Origin of the sequence: Collinsella aerofaciens (assembly GCF_028206995.1) — a bacterium.
Classification (GTDB): Bacteria; Actinomycetota; Coriobacteriia; order Coriobacteriales; family Coriobacteriaceae; genus Collinsella; species Collinsella aerofaciens_AQ.
The window spans coordinates 1-17,882 of record NZ_JAQLFL010000002.1; the positions used below are offsets into that span (position 1 = coordinate 1).

Annotated in this window: 12 protein-coding genes and 2 tRNA genes; 1 reads left to right on the forward strand and 13 read right to left on the reverse strand. The window is 57.6% G+C overall.

What is annotated here, in order from left to right; genetic code table 11:
- Nucleotides 1-741: 741 nt before the first annotated feature.
- The 11 genes from PMX60_RS01900 to PMX60_RS01950 form a co-directional block, all read right to left on the reverse strand.
- On the reverse strand, nucleotides 742-1,539 hold the full coding sequence (locus PMX60_RS01900; protein WP_148331780.1) for a TraX family protein: 798 nt from the start codon (nucleotides 1,537-1,539) through the stop codon (nucleotides 742-744).
- Between the two features lie 144 nt (nucleotides 1,540-1,683).
- A tRNA-Lys gene (locus PMX60_RS01905) sits at nucleotides 1,684-1,759 on the reverse strand.
- Nucleotides 1,760-1,787: 28 nt separating this feature from the next.
- Nucleotides 1,788-3,068 (reverse strand): aminopeptidase, encoded by a 1,281-nt coding sequence (locus PMX60_RS01910; protein WP_271746692.1) that lies wholly within the window; start codon nucleotides 3,066-3,068, stop codon nucleotides 1,788-1,790.
- Nucleotides 3,069-3,157: 89 nt separating this feature from the next.
- On the reverse strand, nucleotides 3,158-3,733 hold the full coding sequence (locus PMX60_RS01915) for an ABC-2 transporter permease (RefSeq protein ID WP_022093792.1): 576 nt from the start codon (nucleotides 3,731-3,733) through the stop codon (nucleotides 3,158-3,160).
- Nucleotides 3,734-4,612, reverse strand: a complete 879-nt coding sequence (locus tag PMX60_RS01920; protein ID WP_035136481.1) for a phosphoribosylaminoimidazolesuccinocarboxamide synthase — start codon at nucleotides 4,610-4,612, stop codon at nucleotides 3,734-3,736.
- 118 nt (nucleotides 4,613-4,730) lie between these two features.
- Nucleotides 4,731-6,296 (reverse strand): sensor histidine kinase, encoded by a 1,566-nt coding sequence (locus tag PMX60_RS01925; protein WP_271746693.1) that lies wholly within the window; start codon nucleotides 6,294-6,296, stop codon nucleotides 4,731-4,733.
- A gap of 11 nt (nucleotides 6,297-6,307) precedes the next feature.
- On the reverse strand, nucleotides 6,308-7,030 hold the full coding sequence (locus PMX60_RS01930; RefSeq protein WP_006236208.1) for a response regulator transcription factor: 723 nt from the start codon (nucleotides 7,028-7,030) through the stop codon (nucleotides 6,308-6,310).
- A gap of 153 nt (nucleotides 7,031-7,183) precedes the next feature.
- Entirely contained in the window at nucleotides 7,184-8,395 is a 1,212-nt protein-coding gene (locus PMX60_RS01935) for a twin-arginine translocation signal domain-containing protein (RefSeq protein ID WP_055310311.1), read from the reverse strand.
- Nucleotides 8,395-8,658 carry a TIGR03905 family TSCPD domain-containing protein gene (locus tag PMX60_RS01940; protein WP_006236206.1) on the reverse strand — a complete coding sequence of 88 codons (264 nt, stop codon included), beginning with the start codon at nucleotides 8,656-8,658 and terminating at the stop codon, nucleotides 8,395-8,397. Before PMX60_RS01940 ends, PMX60_RS01935 begins: the two co-directional genes overlap by 1 nt.
- A gap of 128 nt (nucleotides 8,659-8,786) precedes the next feature.
- Nucleotides 8,787-10,133 carry an adenylosuccinate lyase gene (gene purB / locus PMX60_RS01945; protein WP_271746694.1) on the reverse strand — a complete coding sequence of 449 codons (1,347 nt, stop codon included), beginning with the start codon at nucleotides 10,131-10,133 and terminating at the stop codon, nucleotides 8,787-8,789.
- A 424-nt stretch (nucleotides 10,134-10,557) separates the two neighbouring features.
- Nucleotides 10,558-10,632 (reverse strand) — tRNA-Gly (locus PMX60_RS01950).
- A gap of 297 nt (nucleotides 10,633-10,929) precedes the next feature.
- Here PMX60_RS01950 and PMX60_RS01955 point away from each other — a divergent pair.
- Nucleotides 10,930-14,361, forward strand: a complete 3,432-nt coding sequence (locus PMX60_RS01955) for a SpaA isopeptide-forming pilin-related protein (RefSeq protein ID WP_271746695.1) — start codon at nucleotides 10,930-10,932, stop codon at nucleotides 14,359-14,361.
- Nucleotides 14,362-14,427: 66 nt separating this feature from the next.
- Here PMX60_RS01955 and PMX60_RS01960 read toward each other — a convergent pair whose 3' ends face one another.
- A complete protein-coding gene (locus PMX60_RS01960) occupies nucleotides 14,428-14,646 on the reverse strand; it encodes a hypothetical protein (RefSeq protein WP_022094153.1) in 219 nt (72 codons plus the stop codon).
- Nucleotides 14,647-14,667: 21 nt separating this feature from the next.
- The gene (locus tag PMX60_RS01965; protein ID WP_271746696.1) at nucleotides 14,668-17,814 is read right to left on the reverse strand and encodes a hypothetical protein; all 3,147 of its coding nucleotides are present in this window, start codon (nucleotides 17,812-17,814) and stop codon (nucleotides 14,668-14,670) included.
- Between the last annotated feature and the right edge of the window lie 68 nt (nucleotides 17,815-17,882).

The following is a 17,882-nucleotide window of genomic DNA, read 5'->3' on the forward strand; positions in this document are numbered from 1 at the left end:
AAATGGTTCGATGTCTGCCCGGATGCGACACATCTGGTGTGTCCATCCTCGCAGTATCCGGTTCTCAAGGTGCACGCTTTGCGGCTGATCCGGTTCCACCGGGCCGCGCGGCAAGGAGATATATTGCCAGACCGGAGGGGCCCCGGGGGCGGGAATCGCGCACTCCATAATTTGTTCACAAATGAATAGAACCCTCAGTTGCTTCGCTGAGGCCGTATTCGAAGCAGCAGCTTCTGATATTGGCGATGACCAGCTGTTTTATGAGTATTGAGACATCGGTCATCTCTGGAGCGCTACTTTACTCCAAAGGCATCAGCTATTTGTTTCCCATCGGTAAAAGGCGGGTTTTGTTCGCCAAGCGTTCTTATATATAGATAGATACGGGTTCGAACCCATGAAAGGGCGACAAAAAAAGACAGCCAACCGAAGTTGACCGCTTTCTATTCTATGCTGGAGCATCCAGAGGGTGCTTCCGAACTCGTTTTCTCGCTGCCATTCATGCTTTCGAAGCATCTTTCGACCTTCGCAGTCTCATGTTTTGAGGATCTGCCGTGTTTATCACTGTTATCAATGAGTGTGTGGAAGTGATCCTCATACAGATTCATGCGATCCGCCAGAGAACTGAGAAGCATCTTTCTGCAGCCCTCGTTGTCTATCCTCGCATCTCTCAGGTCTTCCGGAAATTCACAAGCAGTCTTAGGGTCAATTTGTTTCTGCTTTCAGAGACTTGTTTGAGAGTTTTTAAAGACAGTTCAAAACAATAAGCGAGACACCATAAAGCAGAGCAAGATGTGCCGGATAGAAAATGTAGAAGAAATATTTCAGCTTCAGCCCTCGCTTGCCATTATAAAGATTGATAAGCAACAACGAAATTATCGCGGCAGCAACATCAGGATTAAAAATATTAGCTGTAGTGAACTCAAATCCGCCGCCAATTATATGGCATGACGAAAGGAGCACTGCACATACTGCAGCAAAGAACATCTTAGCTTTGCTGTCGTGGAATAAATAGAATGCAGCCACAAGCAGAATGCCATACGCACCGCCATCCAGCTTAGTGTATTCAGCTGCCAGTGCTGTCAAAACAATCAGAGCAATTTCTGCAATGTGCCTCTTCCATTTTGAAAGACTTTGTATCTTTTCCAGAATAATCAAAAAGACCAAGGAAAGCAGGAGCTCATACATAACATTCTGTTGCCGAAGGTCAAATAGCTGCCCGGTTTGAACGAAATCGTATATGGGCTCCGCAATGATTGCGAAGACAAGCATATTTCGCAGGTACTTCTTTATGTCATGAGTATGCAAAAATCCCTCAACTATCAAAAAGCAAAATAAGGGAAATGCAATTCTGCCAAGAACATGAAGCACATCCGAAGCCTCGCTTAGAATCGCCCACTGCTCGTCTGATATCTGATTGTACGATGCGTGAGTCATGATTCCATTGGTCAGGACGATCCTGCTTACATGATCGAGAACCATCGAAATGGCCGCTATTATCTTTAATGTGCTGCCGCTAATTCCGTATCTATCTGTTTTCATTTTGTTTTCCTTTCGTTGGGTGGGCCGTCGGGGGTTCAGCCTGCTCCGCAGGCGGCCGCTGCGGCGCTCCGCGCCCCGACGGGTTCGAACCCGTGTCGCGGCAATAAAAAAGCGACCAACCGGAGTCGATCGCTTTCTTTTCTATGGTGGGCCGTCAGGGGTTCGAACCCTGGACCTTGGGATTAAAAGTCCCCTGCTCTGCCAGCTGAGCTAACGGCCCGCGGGTGGCATTGTACCACGGTCTGGGACTATTCCCAACTCCATTGGCCGTTCTGGAAAATCACAACTTCACGTCCATCAGGCGTAATGCCCGTAATATCGATGTCGTCCGTGCCGATCATAAAATCGACGTGCGTGCTCGAGACGTTAACACCATGCTCCAGGAGCTCCTCCTTGGACATGTCGTACCCACCCTCGATGCATTCGGGGAAACCGACACCTAGCGCGAGATGGCAGCTAGCGTTCTCGTCATAGAGCGTATCGTAGAACAGAACACCACTTTCGCGGATCGGCGTGTTCTTGGAAATGAGCGCGACCTCTCCCAGGTGAGCAGCGCCCTCGTCAGTATCGATGATACTTGCGAGCGTTGCCTTGCCCACGCGGGCGTCGTAGTCCACCACGCGGCCGCCCTCGAACTTAATCCAAAAATCGTCGACTTTATTGCCGTGGTGGATGAGCGGCATGGCCGAGTACACGATACCGTCGGCGCGCATGCGATCGGGCGAAGTGAAGACTTCCTCGGTGGGAATGTTGGGGAAGAAGGGGTGCCCATCGGGCGTCTTGCCCTTGCCGCCGGCCCACTCGTGACCCTTCGTCATGCCAATCGTCAGATCGGTTCCATTTGCCGCGGTGTAATGCAGGCGGTCGAAACGATTGTCGTTCAGGAAACGCAGGTTCTTTTCGAATGCGGCGTCATGGAGTTCCCAGTCGCTCTCTGGGTCCTGGCCATCGGCGCGAGCGGTGTGCAGAATCGCATTCCACAGCTTATAGATTGCAACCTCATCGGCGTCTCCCGGGAACACCTCGCGCGCCCAAGCCACGACCGGAGCGCCGGCGATGCACCACGGATTGATGTTGTAATCCAGTCCACGGCGGAAAACTTTGCACTGCGTGTTCTTTGCCTTAGAAGCTGCAGCGGGCTTAGCGGGATCGATGCCCTTAAGGGCGGCGGGGTCCGCACCCTCGATAAAGATAAAGCAGGCACCGTCCTGGGCCAGGGAATCCAGCTGCAGGCGCTTCCACTCGGGCGTCTGCTCAAAATAGCTTTTCTCGACATGCTCGTACGTGAGCCTCGTCACGGCATCATCGGCCCAGATGACCGTCACGTGGCCGGCGCCGGCAGCATAGGCCTCCGCGACCACCACGCGCGCAAACGGCGCGCACTCAACCGGAGACTGAACGACGACTTCCTGGCCGGGCTTAACGTTTACGCCCTTGCGGACAACCAGGCGCGCATAGTTTTTAATCTTGGGCTCCAGGGACTTCATACCCTCCAGGGCCTCTTCGACCGTCAGGGCAGCTCGAATCATGTGCCACTCCATCTATCTATAGAACAGTAAAAAGGCGCGCCGCAAAAACGACGCGCCTTATATCTTAGCGATAAGTATGTATGCAAACGCTACTTCTTCTTGGAGTCCTTCTTGTCCTCCTCGGCAGCTGCGCGCTCGATAAGAGCGTTGAGCTTGTTCTCGGACATGCCCTCGGCCTGCGCGCGGTACATGTTGCGCAAGGGACGAATACGAGCGAAGTCGTAGATAAAGTCACCCAGGATGATGACATAGGACAAAACGATGCCGACCATCTGGACAGGGCTGGACACCATGCCAGCGGGAGCGAAGTACAGCGAGGCCCAAATTGCCACGACGAGCACCATGCCAATGGCGAGCACAATCCACCAGATGCGACGGCGCTTGGTGTAGTCCTCGTCCTGCTTGAGGAGGATATTCGACACCGTATAGATGCGGTCCTCCTTGGCGCGCTGCTTAGCCTTGCGGGCGCGCTTCTCCTCTTTAGAGAGGCCCTCGAGGTTCTCGCCCTTCTCGAGCTCTTTGCGGCGTGCCTTAGACGAAGCCGGCACGACGCGAACGGAGCTCGCTGCTTGGCGGGCGGGCTTAGCAGATGCGGCAGACTTGCGCGCAACCCCGGTAACTTCGTGGGATTGCGTGCGCTTGTTCGTGGCGCTACGGGTACTCACTTATGCGTTCTCCTTCATGCTTGTGAACTGGGAGCCCGTGATGATCTGGAAGGCCTCGCGATAGCGCTCGGACGTGCCATCGATGACCTCGGCGGGCAGGTGCGGGGTCTCCCCCGTCATATCCCAGTTGGCCTTGAGCCAATTGCGGACGAATTGCTTGTCGTAGCTAGGCTGGATCTTGCCCTCCTCGTAGCTGGCAGCAGGCCAGAAACGGCTGGAGTCGGGCGTGAGGCACTCGTCGATCAGCGTGACCTTGCCATCGATGACACCAAACTCGAACTTGGTGTCGGCAATGATGATGCCACGGGTCGCGGCGTACTCGGCAGCGGCCTTGTAGATCTTGAGGGAAAGGTCACGAATCTGCGTGGCGATGTCCTCGCCCACGATCTCGCAGCAACGCTCGAACGAGATGTTCTCGTCGTGGTCACCGATCTCGGCCTTCGTGGACGGCGTGAACAACGGCTCGGGAAGCTTGGAAGCCTCGGTCAGGCCCTCAGGCAGCTGGATGCCGCAGACGGTGCCGTTCTCGTCGTAGGTCTTCTTGCCCGAACCGGTCAGATAGCCGCGGACGATGCACTCGATAGGAATCGTCTGGGCCTTCTTAACCAGCATGGCGCGGCCAGCGAGGTAGTCACGATACTCAGCAAACTCCTCGGGGAAATCCGCCGGGTCGATGGAAACGAGATGGTTGGGAACGATGTCGGCAAACTTATCGAACCAGAATGCCGAGATGCGATTGAGCACCTCTCCCTTAAACGGAATCTCGTCGGGAAGAATGAAGTCGAACGCAGAAATGCGGTCGGTGGCGACCATCAGCAGGTTTTCACCGGCATCGTAAATATCACGAACCTTGCCACGGGAATCCGGACGACGCTCCATCGTTGTCACGTGAGTCACTCCTTACCTAAATACGACAGAAATGCGGGTTCTTTCCCGCATGTTTTCGCAAACTCGGAGCGGCAGGGACGCGGCCCCTCCTTCACCGAATAGCGAAAAGCTAGTGCTCCATTGTAGTAGATGCCGCGTCCGCCGTGTGCTCGCGGGGCAGATGAATTGTAAAAGTCGTACCCTTTCCAAGCTCCGACTCCACGGATATGTAGCCATGGTGACGCTCGACGATCTGCTTGGTCACGGCGAGGCCGACGCCCAGGCCGCCAGCTTCGCGGGCGCGGCTGGCATCGGCGCGCCAAAACCGCCCGAAAATGCGCGACAGATCGTCCTTGGCAATACCGATGCCGGTATCAGAAACGGCAATGCTGACGTGCCTGCGGTCACTGAGCACCGACACCACGACCCAACCGCCCTCGGGGGTGTAGCGCATGGCGTTGCTCATGAGGTTGATAACACATTGCGTGATCATGTCGGGATCGGCCTCGACGACATCGTCGTGCCCTTGGGTTTCATCTGCAAAGCGAAGACGAAGGTCACGGTCGGCAAACAGACGCTCCTGGCCGTTCACAATCGATCGCACGAACGGAACCATGTCCACCGGTTCTAGATTGAGCGGAGCCGTGCTGTTTTCCATACGCGATAGGTCGAGCATCTGCTGCACCAGACGAGCCAGGCGACGCGTCTCGGAAGCAACGGTCTCCAAATGCTCATCGTCGGTGGGATACACGCCATCCTGCATGGCCTCGACCGTTGCGAGCATGGCCATAAGCGGCGTGCGAAGCTCGTGTGCAACGTCTGAGGTCAGGCGCTTCTCGTGTTTCATATCCTTCTCGAGCGAGGTGGCCATCTCATCGAAGGTCTCACCCAGCTGATCGATCTCGTCATCACCGCGCAGCCCCGTGCGAGCCAACAGGTCGCCGTCACGGATTTGCTTTGCGGTACTGGTGATGCGATGAATCGGTTTGGTGAGCATGCGCGACACGAGCGATCCGATAACGACCGAAATGCAGATTGCAACAACCGCGGCGAGGGCCATGGCGTTAAAGGTCTTCTCCCTAAACGCAGAGTCCGCCTTGGTGAGCAGAGCGTCGGAGCCGATGGCCCACAGCTTTACCTGTCCGACATGCTCGCCGGAAGACGTTACAATCTCGACGTTAGCAACGCTATCGGAGTCGGTTGGAGCAGACGAGACCGGGCTATGCGATGCCCTCTTGCCGCTCGTGTCGTCGGTCGTAGCCTGGTTTTCGCGTACATCGGCGGTGGCGCTTGCCGAGGGCCAGGAATCGTCATAAACGATCACACCCTTTTTATTGACGACCTGCATGCCCAGATCGTCGGAAACCAAACTCGACGTTGCGACCGTGCGCAGTTCTCCCGCGGTCCAAGAGCCGTTTTCCTCATATGAGGTCGCCAACTTCTCGGCAGCGGAATTTGCGATTTCGACGATATTGGAGCGTGTGTAATCCGAAAAGACCGTGCCCCACACAACAGAGACAACGCCCACCAGCACCAATACCGTCATGAGCGATGTCAGAGCAAAAGCAAGTGCCATGCGCGAGGGATAGCTCATCGTTGGCCGTGAATCGGAACGAGGCGTGTTCCAACTAGCCTTGGAACCCGCCTCGCTCTCCTGCTTGTGCTTTTGTCCGATTTCAAAGCGCGCAGGTGTCATATGTGATTTCCCTATTTCTCGTCCGACTTATCGGTCTTGGCCGGAGCCTCGAAGCGATAGCCGACACCATGGACGGTGTAGAGCCACTTGGGCTTCTTGGGATCATCGCCCAGCTTGGCGCGAAGATTCTTCACGTGGCTATCGATGGTGCGCTCATAGCCCTCAAAGTCATACCCGAGCACTTTCTCGACCAGCTCCATGCGGTTATACACACGGCCGGGATGGCGGGCAAGCGTGGTGAGCAGCTTGAACTCGGAAGCCGTCAGATCGACTTCCTTGCCCTCGACCAAGATCTTGTGGCCCGAGATATCGATGACCAGATCGCCGAAGTCGAGTACCTCGACGGCGGGCTCGTCGGCCTGATGGGCACGGCGGAACAGAGCGCGAACGCGGGCGACGAGCTCGCGCGGCGAGAACGGCTTAATCAGATAGTCGTCGGCGCCGAGCTCAAGACCGATAATACGGTCCTCGATCTCGCCCTTAGCCGTCAGCATGATGATGGGGACATCCGAGGTATCGCGAATGGTGCGGCAAACGCGCTCGCCGGGGATCTTGGGGAGCATAAGGTCGAGCACGACCAGGTCGAACTGATGCTTCTCGAACTCCTCGATCGCGGACTGGCCATCGCCGACGCCCACAACCCAGTAGCCTTCGCGCTCGAGATAGGCAGCGACGGCGTCACGGATTGCCTTCTCATCCTCGACCAGCAGAATCTTTTTTGCATCTGAAGCCATAACACGGCCCCCCTGTCTCAATTAGCTAAGAACAAGCCCATTTTAACGCACCTGAGCCCGCCAGATGCCGCTATGACGCGGCAGCTCGGCGGGCGGTACTCACAATTACAACGCGTTTATTCCCCTGTTGGCGCCTTTTTAACCCCTCTAAGCTTAAAGAGAGAATAGGCGTGCAGTGACCGTCTCTGGTATACCCTGGCTGTTGCGCACCGTGGCGTACGTAAGGAATGAGTCCGATTTTCCCGCCGTAGCTGGATAATCGCCATACTCCAAAGCGCGGTCGGGCGACAGCAGCGAGCCATAGGTCTTGGCAGAGGTGTCGATCAGGAAATGCGACGCCTGTACCTTAACAAGGTATTTATTCTTCTTGCCAGCCGCACATGCGAGCGGCTCGCGTGACAGGAAGAGGTACGGCCCTCCCTCATTACCGATATACGTGCCCATATTGCCCAGGCTGCCCACGCCACTATAGGCCGCCTCGATAGAAAACACGAAGGTATCGCCCATATATACGGCCTCGAAAGGCGAAACTGACGAAGGGAGGACCAACTGGGCACGCTTGGTGTTGTTGCCGTCGGTCAGATCGATTGCCGTTATGCCGTAGTAGACGCCCTCGTCGTTGCGGACACGCGGCGAGATGGTCAAAATGCCGTCGCTCGCGCGCGGGGCCGATGCAAAGCGGCCCGTCGATTTCCAAATTACCTCGGCCTTGGATTCATCAAGCGAGCGACGATAGCAAAACGAATCACTACTCGTTTTATTGCCGCCTGCCGAAGGCATTTTATACCAGATGACCGATGACCCGAACGCCGTAAACAGGGGCGGATCATAGTCCTTGCCACCTCGATCGAGCTCAACCACGTCGCCAGAGAGCGAAGCGCCCGACAGATTTTGAGCGTAGAGCTTCCACGATGAATTGGCAAAGTTCATCTCAACCCACGCGAATACGCCGTCGCCGGCACGGACATCGTAGAATGCATATCCCGTGCCCTCGATAGGATCCTCGATTAATGTGGTAAGCGAGCCATCACCCAGGTTGAGCACACCGAGTGTGTTGGCGTGCAGCGCCGATGCGGGCGCCATCATCGCCGCGGCGTAATCGCCGTCGCAGTAGTACAGCAGCGTACCCAGAGGCAGCGTCCACGACGCCGCCGGCTCAAGATCGATGTCGACTGCCTCGTACTCATCCGTAATCGAGATGATCTTGGAATCGTCCTTGATAACCTGCGGCTCGCCGGCGGCATCATCGCTGGTGCCCGTTTTTTTCGAGCATCCGGCAAGCACCGTGGCAGCGCCCGCGGCAGCCCCACCGAGTACAAAGCCGCGACGCGATATTCCGTTCTTGATGTGATCGGCGATACCCATTAGGCGATCTCGGTGCGAGCGGCCTCGATAGCGCGTGTAAGCTGGTCGGCGCAGGAGGTCTTTTTCATACCGCAGGTATTACCGGCGAGAACCTCGATTACGCGATCGGCAGGAGCGCCCTCGACCAGCTTGGAGATAGCCTTGAGATTGCCGTCGCAGCCGCCGGTAAACTCAACGCCCATCACCTTGTTGCCGTCATCGGAAAGATCAAGGTGAATATTGCGAGCACACACGCCCTGAGGCTTGTAATCAAACGAAATCATGCGATCCCCTCTCAGAATGTTATTCGAGACGACTATTATCCCCGTCTTTCCCTAAATGCAACGAGGCGCTTTGCCGGCAACACACATTACCAGCAAAGCGCCCTAAAAAGCTAACGTTATGCCCGAACCTACTCGAAGCTCAGCTGCTCCAGACGATCAAAGACCGTGTCGATACGGGTGAGGAAGTCCCACGGATCAAAGATCTCGTCGAGCTTCTCCTGACTGACGGTGCAGCGCGGGTCGGCCTCGAGACGCTCCTTAAAGGTGGGGCCGGAGACACAATCCTGTACCTCGTGCCAAGTTGCCATGGCGTTCTCCTGCACAATGGCGTACGCGTCCTCGCGGGTGATGCCCGTATCGACGAGGGCGAGCAGCACCTTGGAGGAGAAGATGAGGCCGCGGGTCTTATTGAGGTTGGCCATCATGCGGGCAGGGTACAGCTGCAGGCCGTCGATAACTCGGATGAGGCACTGGAACATGTGGTCGAGTGCGATGAAGCTATCGGCCTGGGCGACACGCTCGGCAGAGGAGTGCGAAATGTCACGCTCGTGCCACAGGGCGACGTTATCGAAGGCGACCTGGGCGTTGGACTTCACGACGCGCGACAGACCGCAGACCTTCTCCATGGTGATGGGATTGCGCTTGTGCGGCATGGCGGAGCTGCCCTTTTGGCCCTTACGGAACGGCTCCTCGACCTCGAGCGTATCAGTCTTCTGCAGATTGCGGACCTCGGTCGCGATGCGCTCGCAGGTGGCTGCGGTGGTGGCGAGAACGCCGGCGAGATAGGCGTGGTGGTCGCGGCTGATAACCTGCGTGGACAGCGGGTCGTGAACCAGGCCCAGGTGCTCGCAGACGTACTCCTCGACGAACGGCTCGATGGAGCTGTACGTGCCGACAGCGCCCGAGATAGCACCGAAGGCAACATTCTTGCGGGCGTCCTCAAGACGATCCAGATCGCGCTTGAGCTCCCAGGCCCAAGAGCCAAACTTCATGCCGAAGGTCATCGGCTCGGCGTGGATGCCATGAGTGCGGCCGGCACAGAGCGTATTGCGTTCCTCGAAAGCGCGACGCTTGCAAATCTCGCCGAGCTTCTTGACGTCCTCGATGATCAGGTCGCAGGCCTGGGTGAGCTGGTAGCACAGGGCCGTGTCGCCCAGATCGGAGCTGGTCATGCCATAGTGAACCCAGCGGCTGGGCTTGGGGTCGCCCTCGGGAACATCGGCATCGATGTACTCCTTCATGTTGGTCAGGAAGGCAATGACGTCGTGGCGCGTGACTTCCTCGATCTCATCGACCTTCGCCTTCTCAAAGTTGGCATGGTCGCGGATCCACTGGGCCTCGTCTTTGGAAATACCGATCTTGCCGAGCTCCGCCTGGGCCTCGCAGGCCAAGACCTCGATCTCCTGCCAAATGGCGTACTTGTTCTCGAGGGAGAAAATGTGTCCCATCTCCGGGCGGGTATAGCGATCGATCATAGCGGCTCCTTTTTGGTTATTGGCACGTTGGTCGTAACCCAACCATTGTACCGTGCGCAGGTGCAAGTATGGGCAGCAGGCATTAACCTAACATTTTGGAATTGGAGCGAGCAACGGGACGTCCGCGCATTTGCTTCGCAAATACGCACCGGCTGCGGTCGATCCCCTCGGATTCACGGTGACGATGGGGAAGACTTTGTTGAATTGGCCGTCCCGAGGTCTTCTGTGCTCCATGGAGCGGACAACGGGACGTCCGCGTATTTGCTTCGCAAATCCGCACCGGCTTCAGGCGCCTGTCGGCGCCTTCGCCTGCTCGCTATAAACGCTTCGCGTTTATTTAACGCTCGCACCCTGTCGGGTTCGAGTCCCGGCACTTTATTGAAAAAGGCACGGTAACGAAACGTTACCGTGCCTGAAATTCGAATGGAGCGGGCAACGGGACTCGAACCCGCGAGTGTCAGCTTGGGAAGCTGATGCCTTACCACTTGGCGATGCCCGCATATGTGGGGGATAGTATAACGCGGTTGTCTTGTTCGATACAAGGGTGTCGATGCTTGTTTTAGCTGTGGAGAATCATTTGAAAACCGCGCCAATTGTGGAGATGAGGACCTTTGTCTTTCTTTTCTTACCATCTTCTACCTGCACTTTTATCTGATTGTTGTATTTGAGCTCGATTTGTCAGAAATCGGGCAAGCTTTTGGTCAGGCTCCGGTACTTACCCGCATGAACCTCGGGGGTAGCCTCATCCTACGCGTCGCAGCCTCCCCGTGCGGCGCACGAGGGATAAGGAGCAGCCATGTCCAACGCACCCACGCACTCTGTCCACAGCGCAATCGCAACAGGTCCGCTGCTCCTGCTCCTCTTCCTGCTTTTCGGCTGCCTGGCACCGGGAGCCGCATTTGCCGTCGATGGCTACGACCAGCTCGGCTTCCGCACTATTAGCGATGATTGTGGACCCTTCTTCATCGGCAAGTATGAAGCTCAAGACACCTCGATTGCCTACTGCATGAACCAGGAGCGCCCCGGCCCCACCAAACCGGGCGGCCCATGGCTCAACTTTGATCAAGGCTGGGTGTGGCTCGACGACGAGTTCGCGGCAATCGTTTGTCACGGATATCCTACCGCCACGTCGTTTGGCGGTTACCATCTTTCACCCGATCGCGCCCGCGCCGCCACCCAGCTTGCCGTATGGATGCTCAACGGCACTACCCATGTCGACGGCACCTACTCCTACACGACCGCTCAGGGCAAAACCAAGAGCGGACACTTTACCGCCGACAATGAAGTCGTGGCGGCTGCGCGGTGGCTCCACGACAGCGCAAAATCAGGAAGCATCAAAGCCGCTCCGCACCGCGCGCGACGCTATCTAGGAGCCGTATCGGGCGGCAGCAAACGTCAAGACATGCTCTATGTACTGCCGGCGGTCTCTGTTTCCTTCCAAAAGCAGTCTGCTGACACCGTTATTACCAGCGGAAACAATACCTATCAGTTTACCGGGGCAACATTCGATATTTTTGAGAGCACCAGCGGCGCGCGTGTCGGCACCATCAAGATGGACAGCAACGGTCGAGCGCAAGCAACACTCCTACCCAACACGGCGTACTACCTGATTGAAACGAAGGCGCCGGCCGGCTATGTCCCCCGTCGTGATCGCATCGCCTTTACCACGGGGAATGACGGCGGGCGGGTCGCCATTGATGAACAGCCCGGCACCATCAACCTGCGTATCGTAAAACTCGATGCCGCGACGAATGCCGGCCCCCAGGTGGGATCTTCACTCGCAGGAGCAGAGTTCACGTGTGTGTCGCAATCAACCCCTGGATGGGCACAAATCCTCACGACCGACGAAAGCGGTCGGGCCGCCCTCGCCGATGTCCCCTTAGGAACCTTTACCATCTACGAATCAAAAGCCCCCGAGGGCTACCTGCCATCCAACGACAGCTGGACCTATACCGTTGGAGCCGACCAGCTCGGCGATTCAGGCGTGGTTGAGATCGAATCTCGCGTTTCCGATATCCCCATTGCGTTTAACCTTGAGATTTCCAAATTCAAGGATTACGGCAATAGCGACCAATCCGGCCTGGAGCAGCCGGCGGGTGGTGTTGTCTTTGAGGTTGTCAGCAACAGCTCTCAGCAGGTTGTTGGCACACTGACCACAAACATCTATGGCTTTGCCTCCACCAAAGACCAGCCCGAAGCATGGTTCGGCACAGGTAAGCGACCCGCCGGTGTCCACGGAGCCGTCCCATACGACCGTGCCGGCTACACGGTTCGCGAGGTTCCGGAAACCGTCCCCGAGGGTTTTAAACGTGCAGGGGAATGGACCGTCGGGGCCAATCAGATTTCCAACGGCGCCGAGCTTCAATATATCGTGGATAACCACGCTCTGTCGACGCATCTCCAGATTGTAAAACGCGACGCCCAAACAGGCGCTTCTGTTCCACTAGCCGGATTCACCTTCCAACTCCTCGACAGCAATCACGAACCTGTCTCACAAACTTGCTGGTATCCAGCACATAACGTAATGGACACCTTTACGACTGACGCGACCGGGACCGTCACACTGCCCGAATCGCTCGTGCCGGGCACGTATTATGTACGCGAAACCTCGGCCAAAGAGCCCTATCTTGTCGGCGAAGAGATCGAGGTAAACATACCCGCCGACATGAACCTAACGCCCGTTGCAATCGCCTCGTATTATGACCACGCCGCGACCGGAAACATCAGGATCGTTAAAACCGATGCCGTAGACGGCAGCAGGCTCGCGGGCGCCATCTTTGAGATCCGTGCCTCGGGTGATATCGTGCGCCCCGATGGTAGCATTGCCGCGATCGACGGTGAGACCGTCGCGACCGTCGCGACGGATGAAACTGGCGAAGCACGCGCAGACAACCTGCCGCTGGGATCTGGTACCGCGCGCTACGAGGTTGTCGAGACTCAAGCGCCGACCGGCTTCTTACTCGACCGGACGCCCCATATCGTAGACCTCGCTTATGCCGACCAGAAAACGCCCGTTGTAGAAGCACGGCTTAACGTATCCGACGATTACACCAAGGTTGATATCTCCAAGGTCGATGCAAGCGGTGAGCAGGAAGTGGAAGGCGCACAACTCACCTTATATGGTCCCGATAAAACCGAAATAGACTCCTGGACCTCATCCGACAAGCCGCACCGCGTCGAACATCTTGCACCCGGCACCTACTCGTTGCGCGAAATGATGTCTCCGCGGACCTATGACCTTGCCGAGGAGATAACGTTTGAAATAAAGGATACGAGAGAAGTCCAATCCGTCGCGATGAAGGATGCGCCCATCGAGATCAAAGGACAGGTCGACAAGCGTCAGGAGCTTGTCCAACCTATCGGAAAGGGTCTGCTGGCCAACGGAGATGGTAAAAATCGCGCCGCGACGCAAACCAATACGGATGGACTTTTCTCCTATACCATCGACGCTCGAAACGATTCAACTACCTGGGTTGATGAGTTCACAATTACCGATGATCTTGAGTGTGCCGAGGACGATACGGCGAGATTCGTCTCAATCGAAACCCCCGTCGCCATCGGCGACCTCAACGGTCTGTGCAACGTGTGGTATCGCACGACGCCGTTGGACTCGACAGACGTCGATGAACCGGCGAACGCGACACTTGACGATGGACACGAAAATCCTTGGCTTGAGTCCGACGAAGTAAAAGAGAGCCTTGGTGAGGACTGTCGCCTCGTCGATTACGACGGCTGGCGCCTCTGGAAGGCGGATGTCTCGACCACGGAATCCACCACACTCGAGGCGGAAGAGCTCGACCTTACACCCAATACCGTCGTAACGGGCATTCGAATTGAATACGGTGCGGTAGCCGCCGACTTTACGACTCGAAGCGATGCGGATTCTTGGACCCGCGATGATCTCAAAGATGAGCACGACGACCTTGACGATGCCAAAGCAATCCTTGGCACAGACGCTCGGGGCGCAATCGTGCACATGCAGGCGACGTCGGCTTATACGCCCCAAACCGCACTCACCAACAGCGCACGCGTCGATCTTTGCCGCAACGGCGGCGGCGATAAACTTGAGTCACATGACGAGGACCGTGTCATTCAACGCTGTACCCTACTGCAGGACCTACCGGCAACAGGATCAGTTCCCATCGCCGCTTGCATCACCGCGCTCCTGACCTCGGGTGCCGCAGCCCTATGGTTCGCTCGCCTTAGGTCGACCCCAAAGAAGCGCTAGCGCGATGAAAAAGCGGGCGAGCCAGTCCCCTGGCTCGCCCGCTTTCAATCATGTAAATCGCCGTATCTACTCTGCAGACGAAGATCCACCATCAACGATTGCCTGCTCGGACTCAGGAATCCCATCGGCACCCGTACTCTGTTCTTGCTCCACCTCTTCGCTGATTGCGGAGGCGGGGGTCGAGCCCTTTGCACCCACGATGTAGGCAGCCCCAAATCCTAACGCAATGGCAATCAAGGTCAAAATCACGTAGACAGGCCAATGGCGCTTAATATACGAAAACACGTTGACTCCTTAGAGCTCCGTCTACGAACGGCGGATAACCTCGGTCACGACCTCGGATACCGTGGCAATGTTCGTCGGGTTGACATTGTGGGGCAGGTCGTCCTCGGTACGAGCGCAAGCCAGACGCGTGCCGTCCACGCCGGCGATGGTGAGGGCTCGGCGGCTCGCCTCGAGCGCGGCATAGGCATCGGTCTTGGCATAGGGCATCTCGAGCGCGCCACAATCGACATGGAACGACTTGCACACCTTGCTGACCAGGTTCATGATGCGGCGATCGCCCTTGAGCAGCTGCTGTTCGCCCTCGACCGTCACCACCGAAAGCCTACCGGCGCCGACGGATTCAAGATTGATGAAGAATACGCCGCGGAGCTTATCGCGATGCGAAGCCAAGAAGGCCTTCATGCCGGCGCCATCACAATCCGAGGCGCCCGTTGCCACAAACCAGATATCGTGACCGAGCAGCTCATCATCGCCCATAGAGGCGACAGCCGAGAGCATATCTTCGGAAGAAGCGCCATCGGAAGACGTAGCGCCGCCCTTCCAGCCATCGTTATCGTCCTCGAAGTTATCCCACGAACCGATACCGCGACCGGACTTCTTGGCATCGTAATCGTCTTCGACGCCCAGCCAATCACTCATGCTGTCCTGCTCGTTTTTCCTTTTACGACCGAACAGGCCACCCAGGCCGCGTTTGCGAGACTTGGGTGCCGCCGGGGCGGGAGCCGAAATGGTCTCGATCGGCTGCGCGCCCGACGCAACGGGCATGGGAGGCACAACGGGTGCCGATGTGGGTTCGGGACCCTGGGCGGTAGCAAAGGGGTCGTTGACCTGCGCGGAGGGGTCGGGAAGGTCGAACAGCGACGTGCGAGACGCAACGTTTGCCTGCTTCATCGACGGTAGCGGCGGATCGGGAACCGAAGCCAGCGGAGACGAGGAAGGTGCGGGCGACGGAGCCGACGCCGGATCGGGAACATTCATCTGCGGACGCGGTGATGCCTGGGAGGAAATCTGGGCCATAAGGGAATCGACCGTTTCGTCCTGGGTGGGAGCAGTATCGGCAACCGTGGCACCGGAACCACTCGGGGTCGGCATGGTGAAAATCTGCGTGGAGTAAGGCCTCGACTCATCCGTCTCGGGAGTCTCGGAAACCGCAGACACTTCCTCCTGCTCGACCTCGGTCGAATCATCTTGCTCGGCTGCCGCGTACTGCTCTTCGTCAGAGTTGGCCTCGACGGGCTCGTCCTCAGCAGCATCCTGAATTTCGGCAGCATCAATGGGCTCGTCATCGTCTGCCACGTCGTCCTGCTCATCGGAAGCAGGAAGGGGCTCGGCAATCGCGGTGCCCTGCTTTTCAAACGTTATCGTGGAATCGAACTGCGCGGCATCAAACGACATGGTGCTATCGACGTGCTGCTGGGCCTCGAAAGACGTTGTAGCTTCGGCAGCATCGACGGGCACGGACTGCATAGCCTCGTTCTGCTCGAACTCTTGCGCCGCGAGCTCACGTGCCGCCTCGGCTGCCTGCTGCTGAGCGATAGCCTCCTGCTCGGCAGCCTCGCGTGCGGCAGCGCGCTTCTCCTCGAAATCGTCGACAAATTTCTTGCCCTTTGCAAGCGCGCCCTTAAAGAAGTTGGAAGCGCTGGCGCCAATCGAAGAGAACGCGGATGCAATATCGGCATGGGGCGTTGCCGCGGGAATCTCGGCCGAGAAATCAGTATCGCTCTCGTAAGACACGCGCCTCGGCTGTTCAACGTAATCGTCGTCAGACTCGTCCGCAACGTCTTGCGCCGGCGCGGCGGGAGCCAAAATGTCCAGTCCTGCCGCGGGATCGATCGCGGACACCGCCTCGGGCTCGGCAACGGCAGAGGTAACCGCGGCAGACTCATCATCCGCAGCGACAACGGGCGCAGGCGCAGCCACGACGGGGGCAGGCTCGGGCTCAAACGTCGGCTCCTCGCCCTCCTCGTAATCGAGCGTGCAGGACTCGGGAAGCATTCCGAGCGCACGGATGGCATCCGAACCAAAGCGGATGTTGCCGGCGGCATTGCGATAGAGCTTGGGCTCGGGCTCAGCCGCGGCAGGCTCCTCCGCCGGCTCGGCAGCGGGAACCTCGTCATTGAACTCTTCGGCCTGGACAGCCTGATTCTGATCCTCGGGCACGATGGCGCCAATCAGCGTCTCGTCAGCAGACGCACCCTCAAAGCCCTCGATCTGCTCGTCGAAAGCCTCACCCTGTTCGGGCTCGGTCTGAGCGTCGGGAGCAATCGGCTGACCGAACTCGTCCTCGACGTAGGTAGGCTCTTCGTACTCGATGGTGTTGCCGTAGTCGTTTTGCTGCTGGGCCGCGGCATACTCCGCCGCTGCGCGCGCCATTTCCTCGGCACGACGTTTCTGCTCCCCAAAATAGGTATCGAACGGAACATCGTCGGGAAACTCGTTTTCGCCCTGGAAGGGAGCAACGTTGTCCATAACGCCGAGCATAGCGGCGACAGAAGACTTGTTGCACACCGCGCCGGACGTATAGGGAAGAATATGGCGGTTAGAGATGATGTTTGCCGCGTTGGCAAGTGCAACGAGGGAAGCGAGGATCGCGACAATCCACAGCAGAACCTTGAGCGCGCCGGGGAGCGGCAGGATACGCAGGATGGCAACGGCAGCGGGGGCAACCGTGGCAACGGGCAACAGCTTGGCGATGAGCGCACGATACGAAGCATAGGGCTCGCGGGCGAGCAGCTCAGCACGGGGAGAGTCGTAGTGTGCGACAACGACCACCGGGCGGTTGCGCGGAGACGCGAGCGGGCCCGAGGCCTTGTGGTAGGCGATGACATTTTGGCTCACGCCCGTCTTGCCCAGGCGCGAAACCACGGGGTGGCCCGTGCGCTCGAGCACGTAAAGAACGGCGCCGACAATGGCCAGCAAGGTGCCGACCAAGCCGATACCGCCGCCGATGCCCATCAACAGGGCGCCGGCAAACGCAAGAATACCGGTAACGGCAAATGCCAACCTACTGGGCGCCGGGGCATTGAACTCCTGAACCTCGGGATCAAAGCCGTGGTTGCGGAAGATCTGAGCGATATCCTCGGCAGCCAAGCGCTCTTCTTCGCTACATGCCGGCGTAATGCCGGTGTTTTGCAGCAGGTGGTTAATATAGTTCTGGGTGTTCGCCATGTGCGCTCCACATCCATAATCCGACAAATAGGCCCAATGCATGCACATTAGAACCGTATATAGTCGAA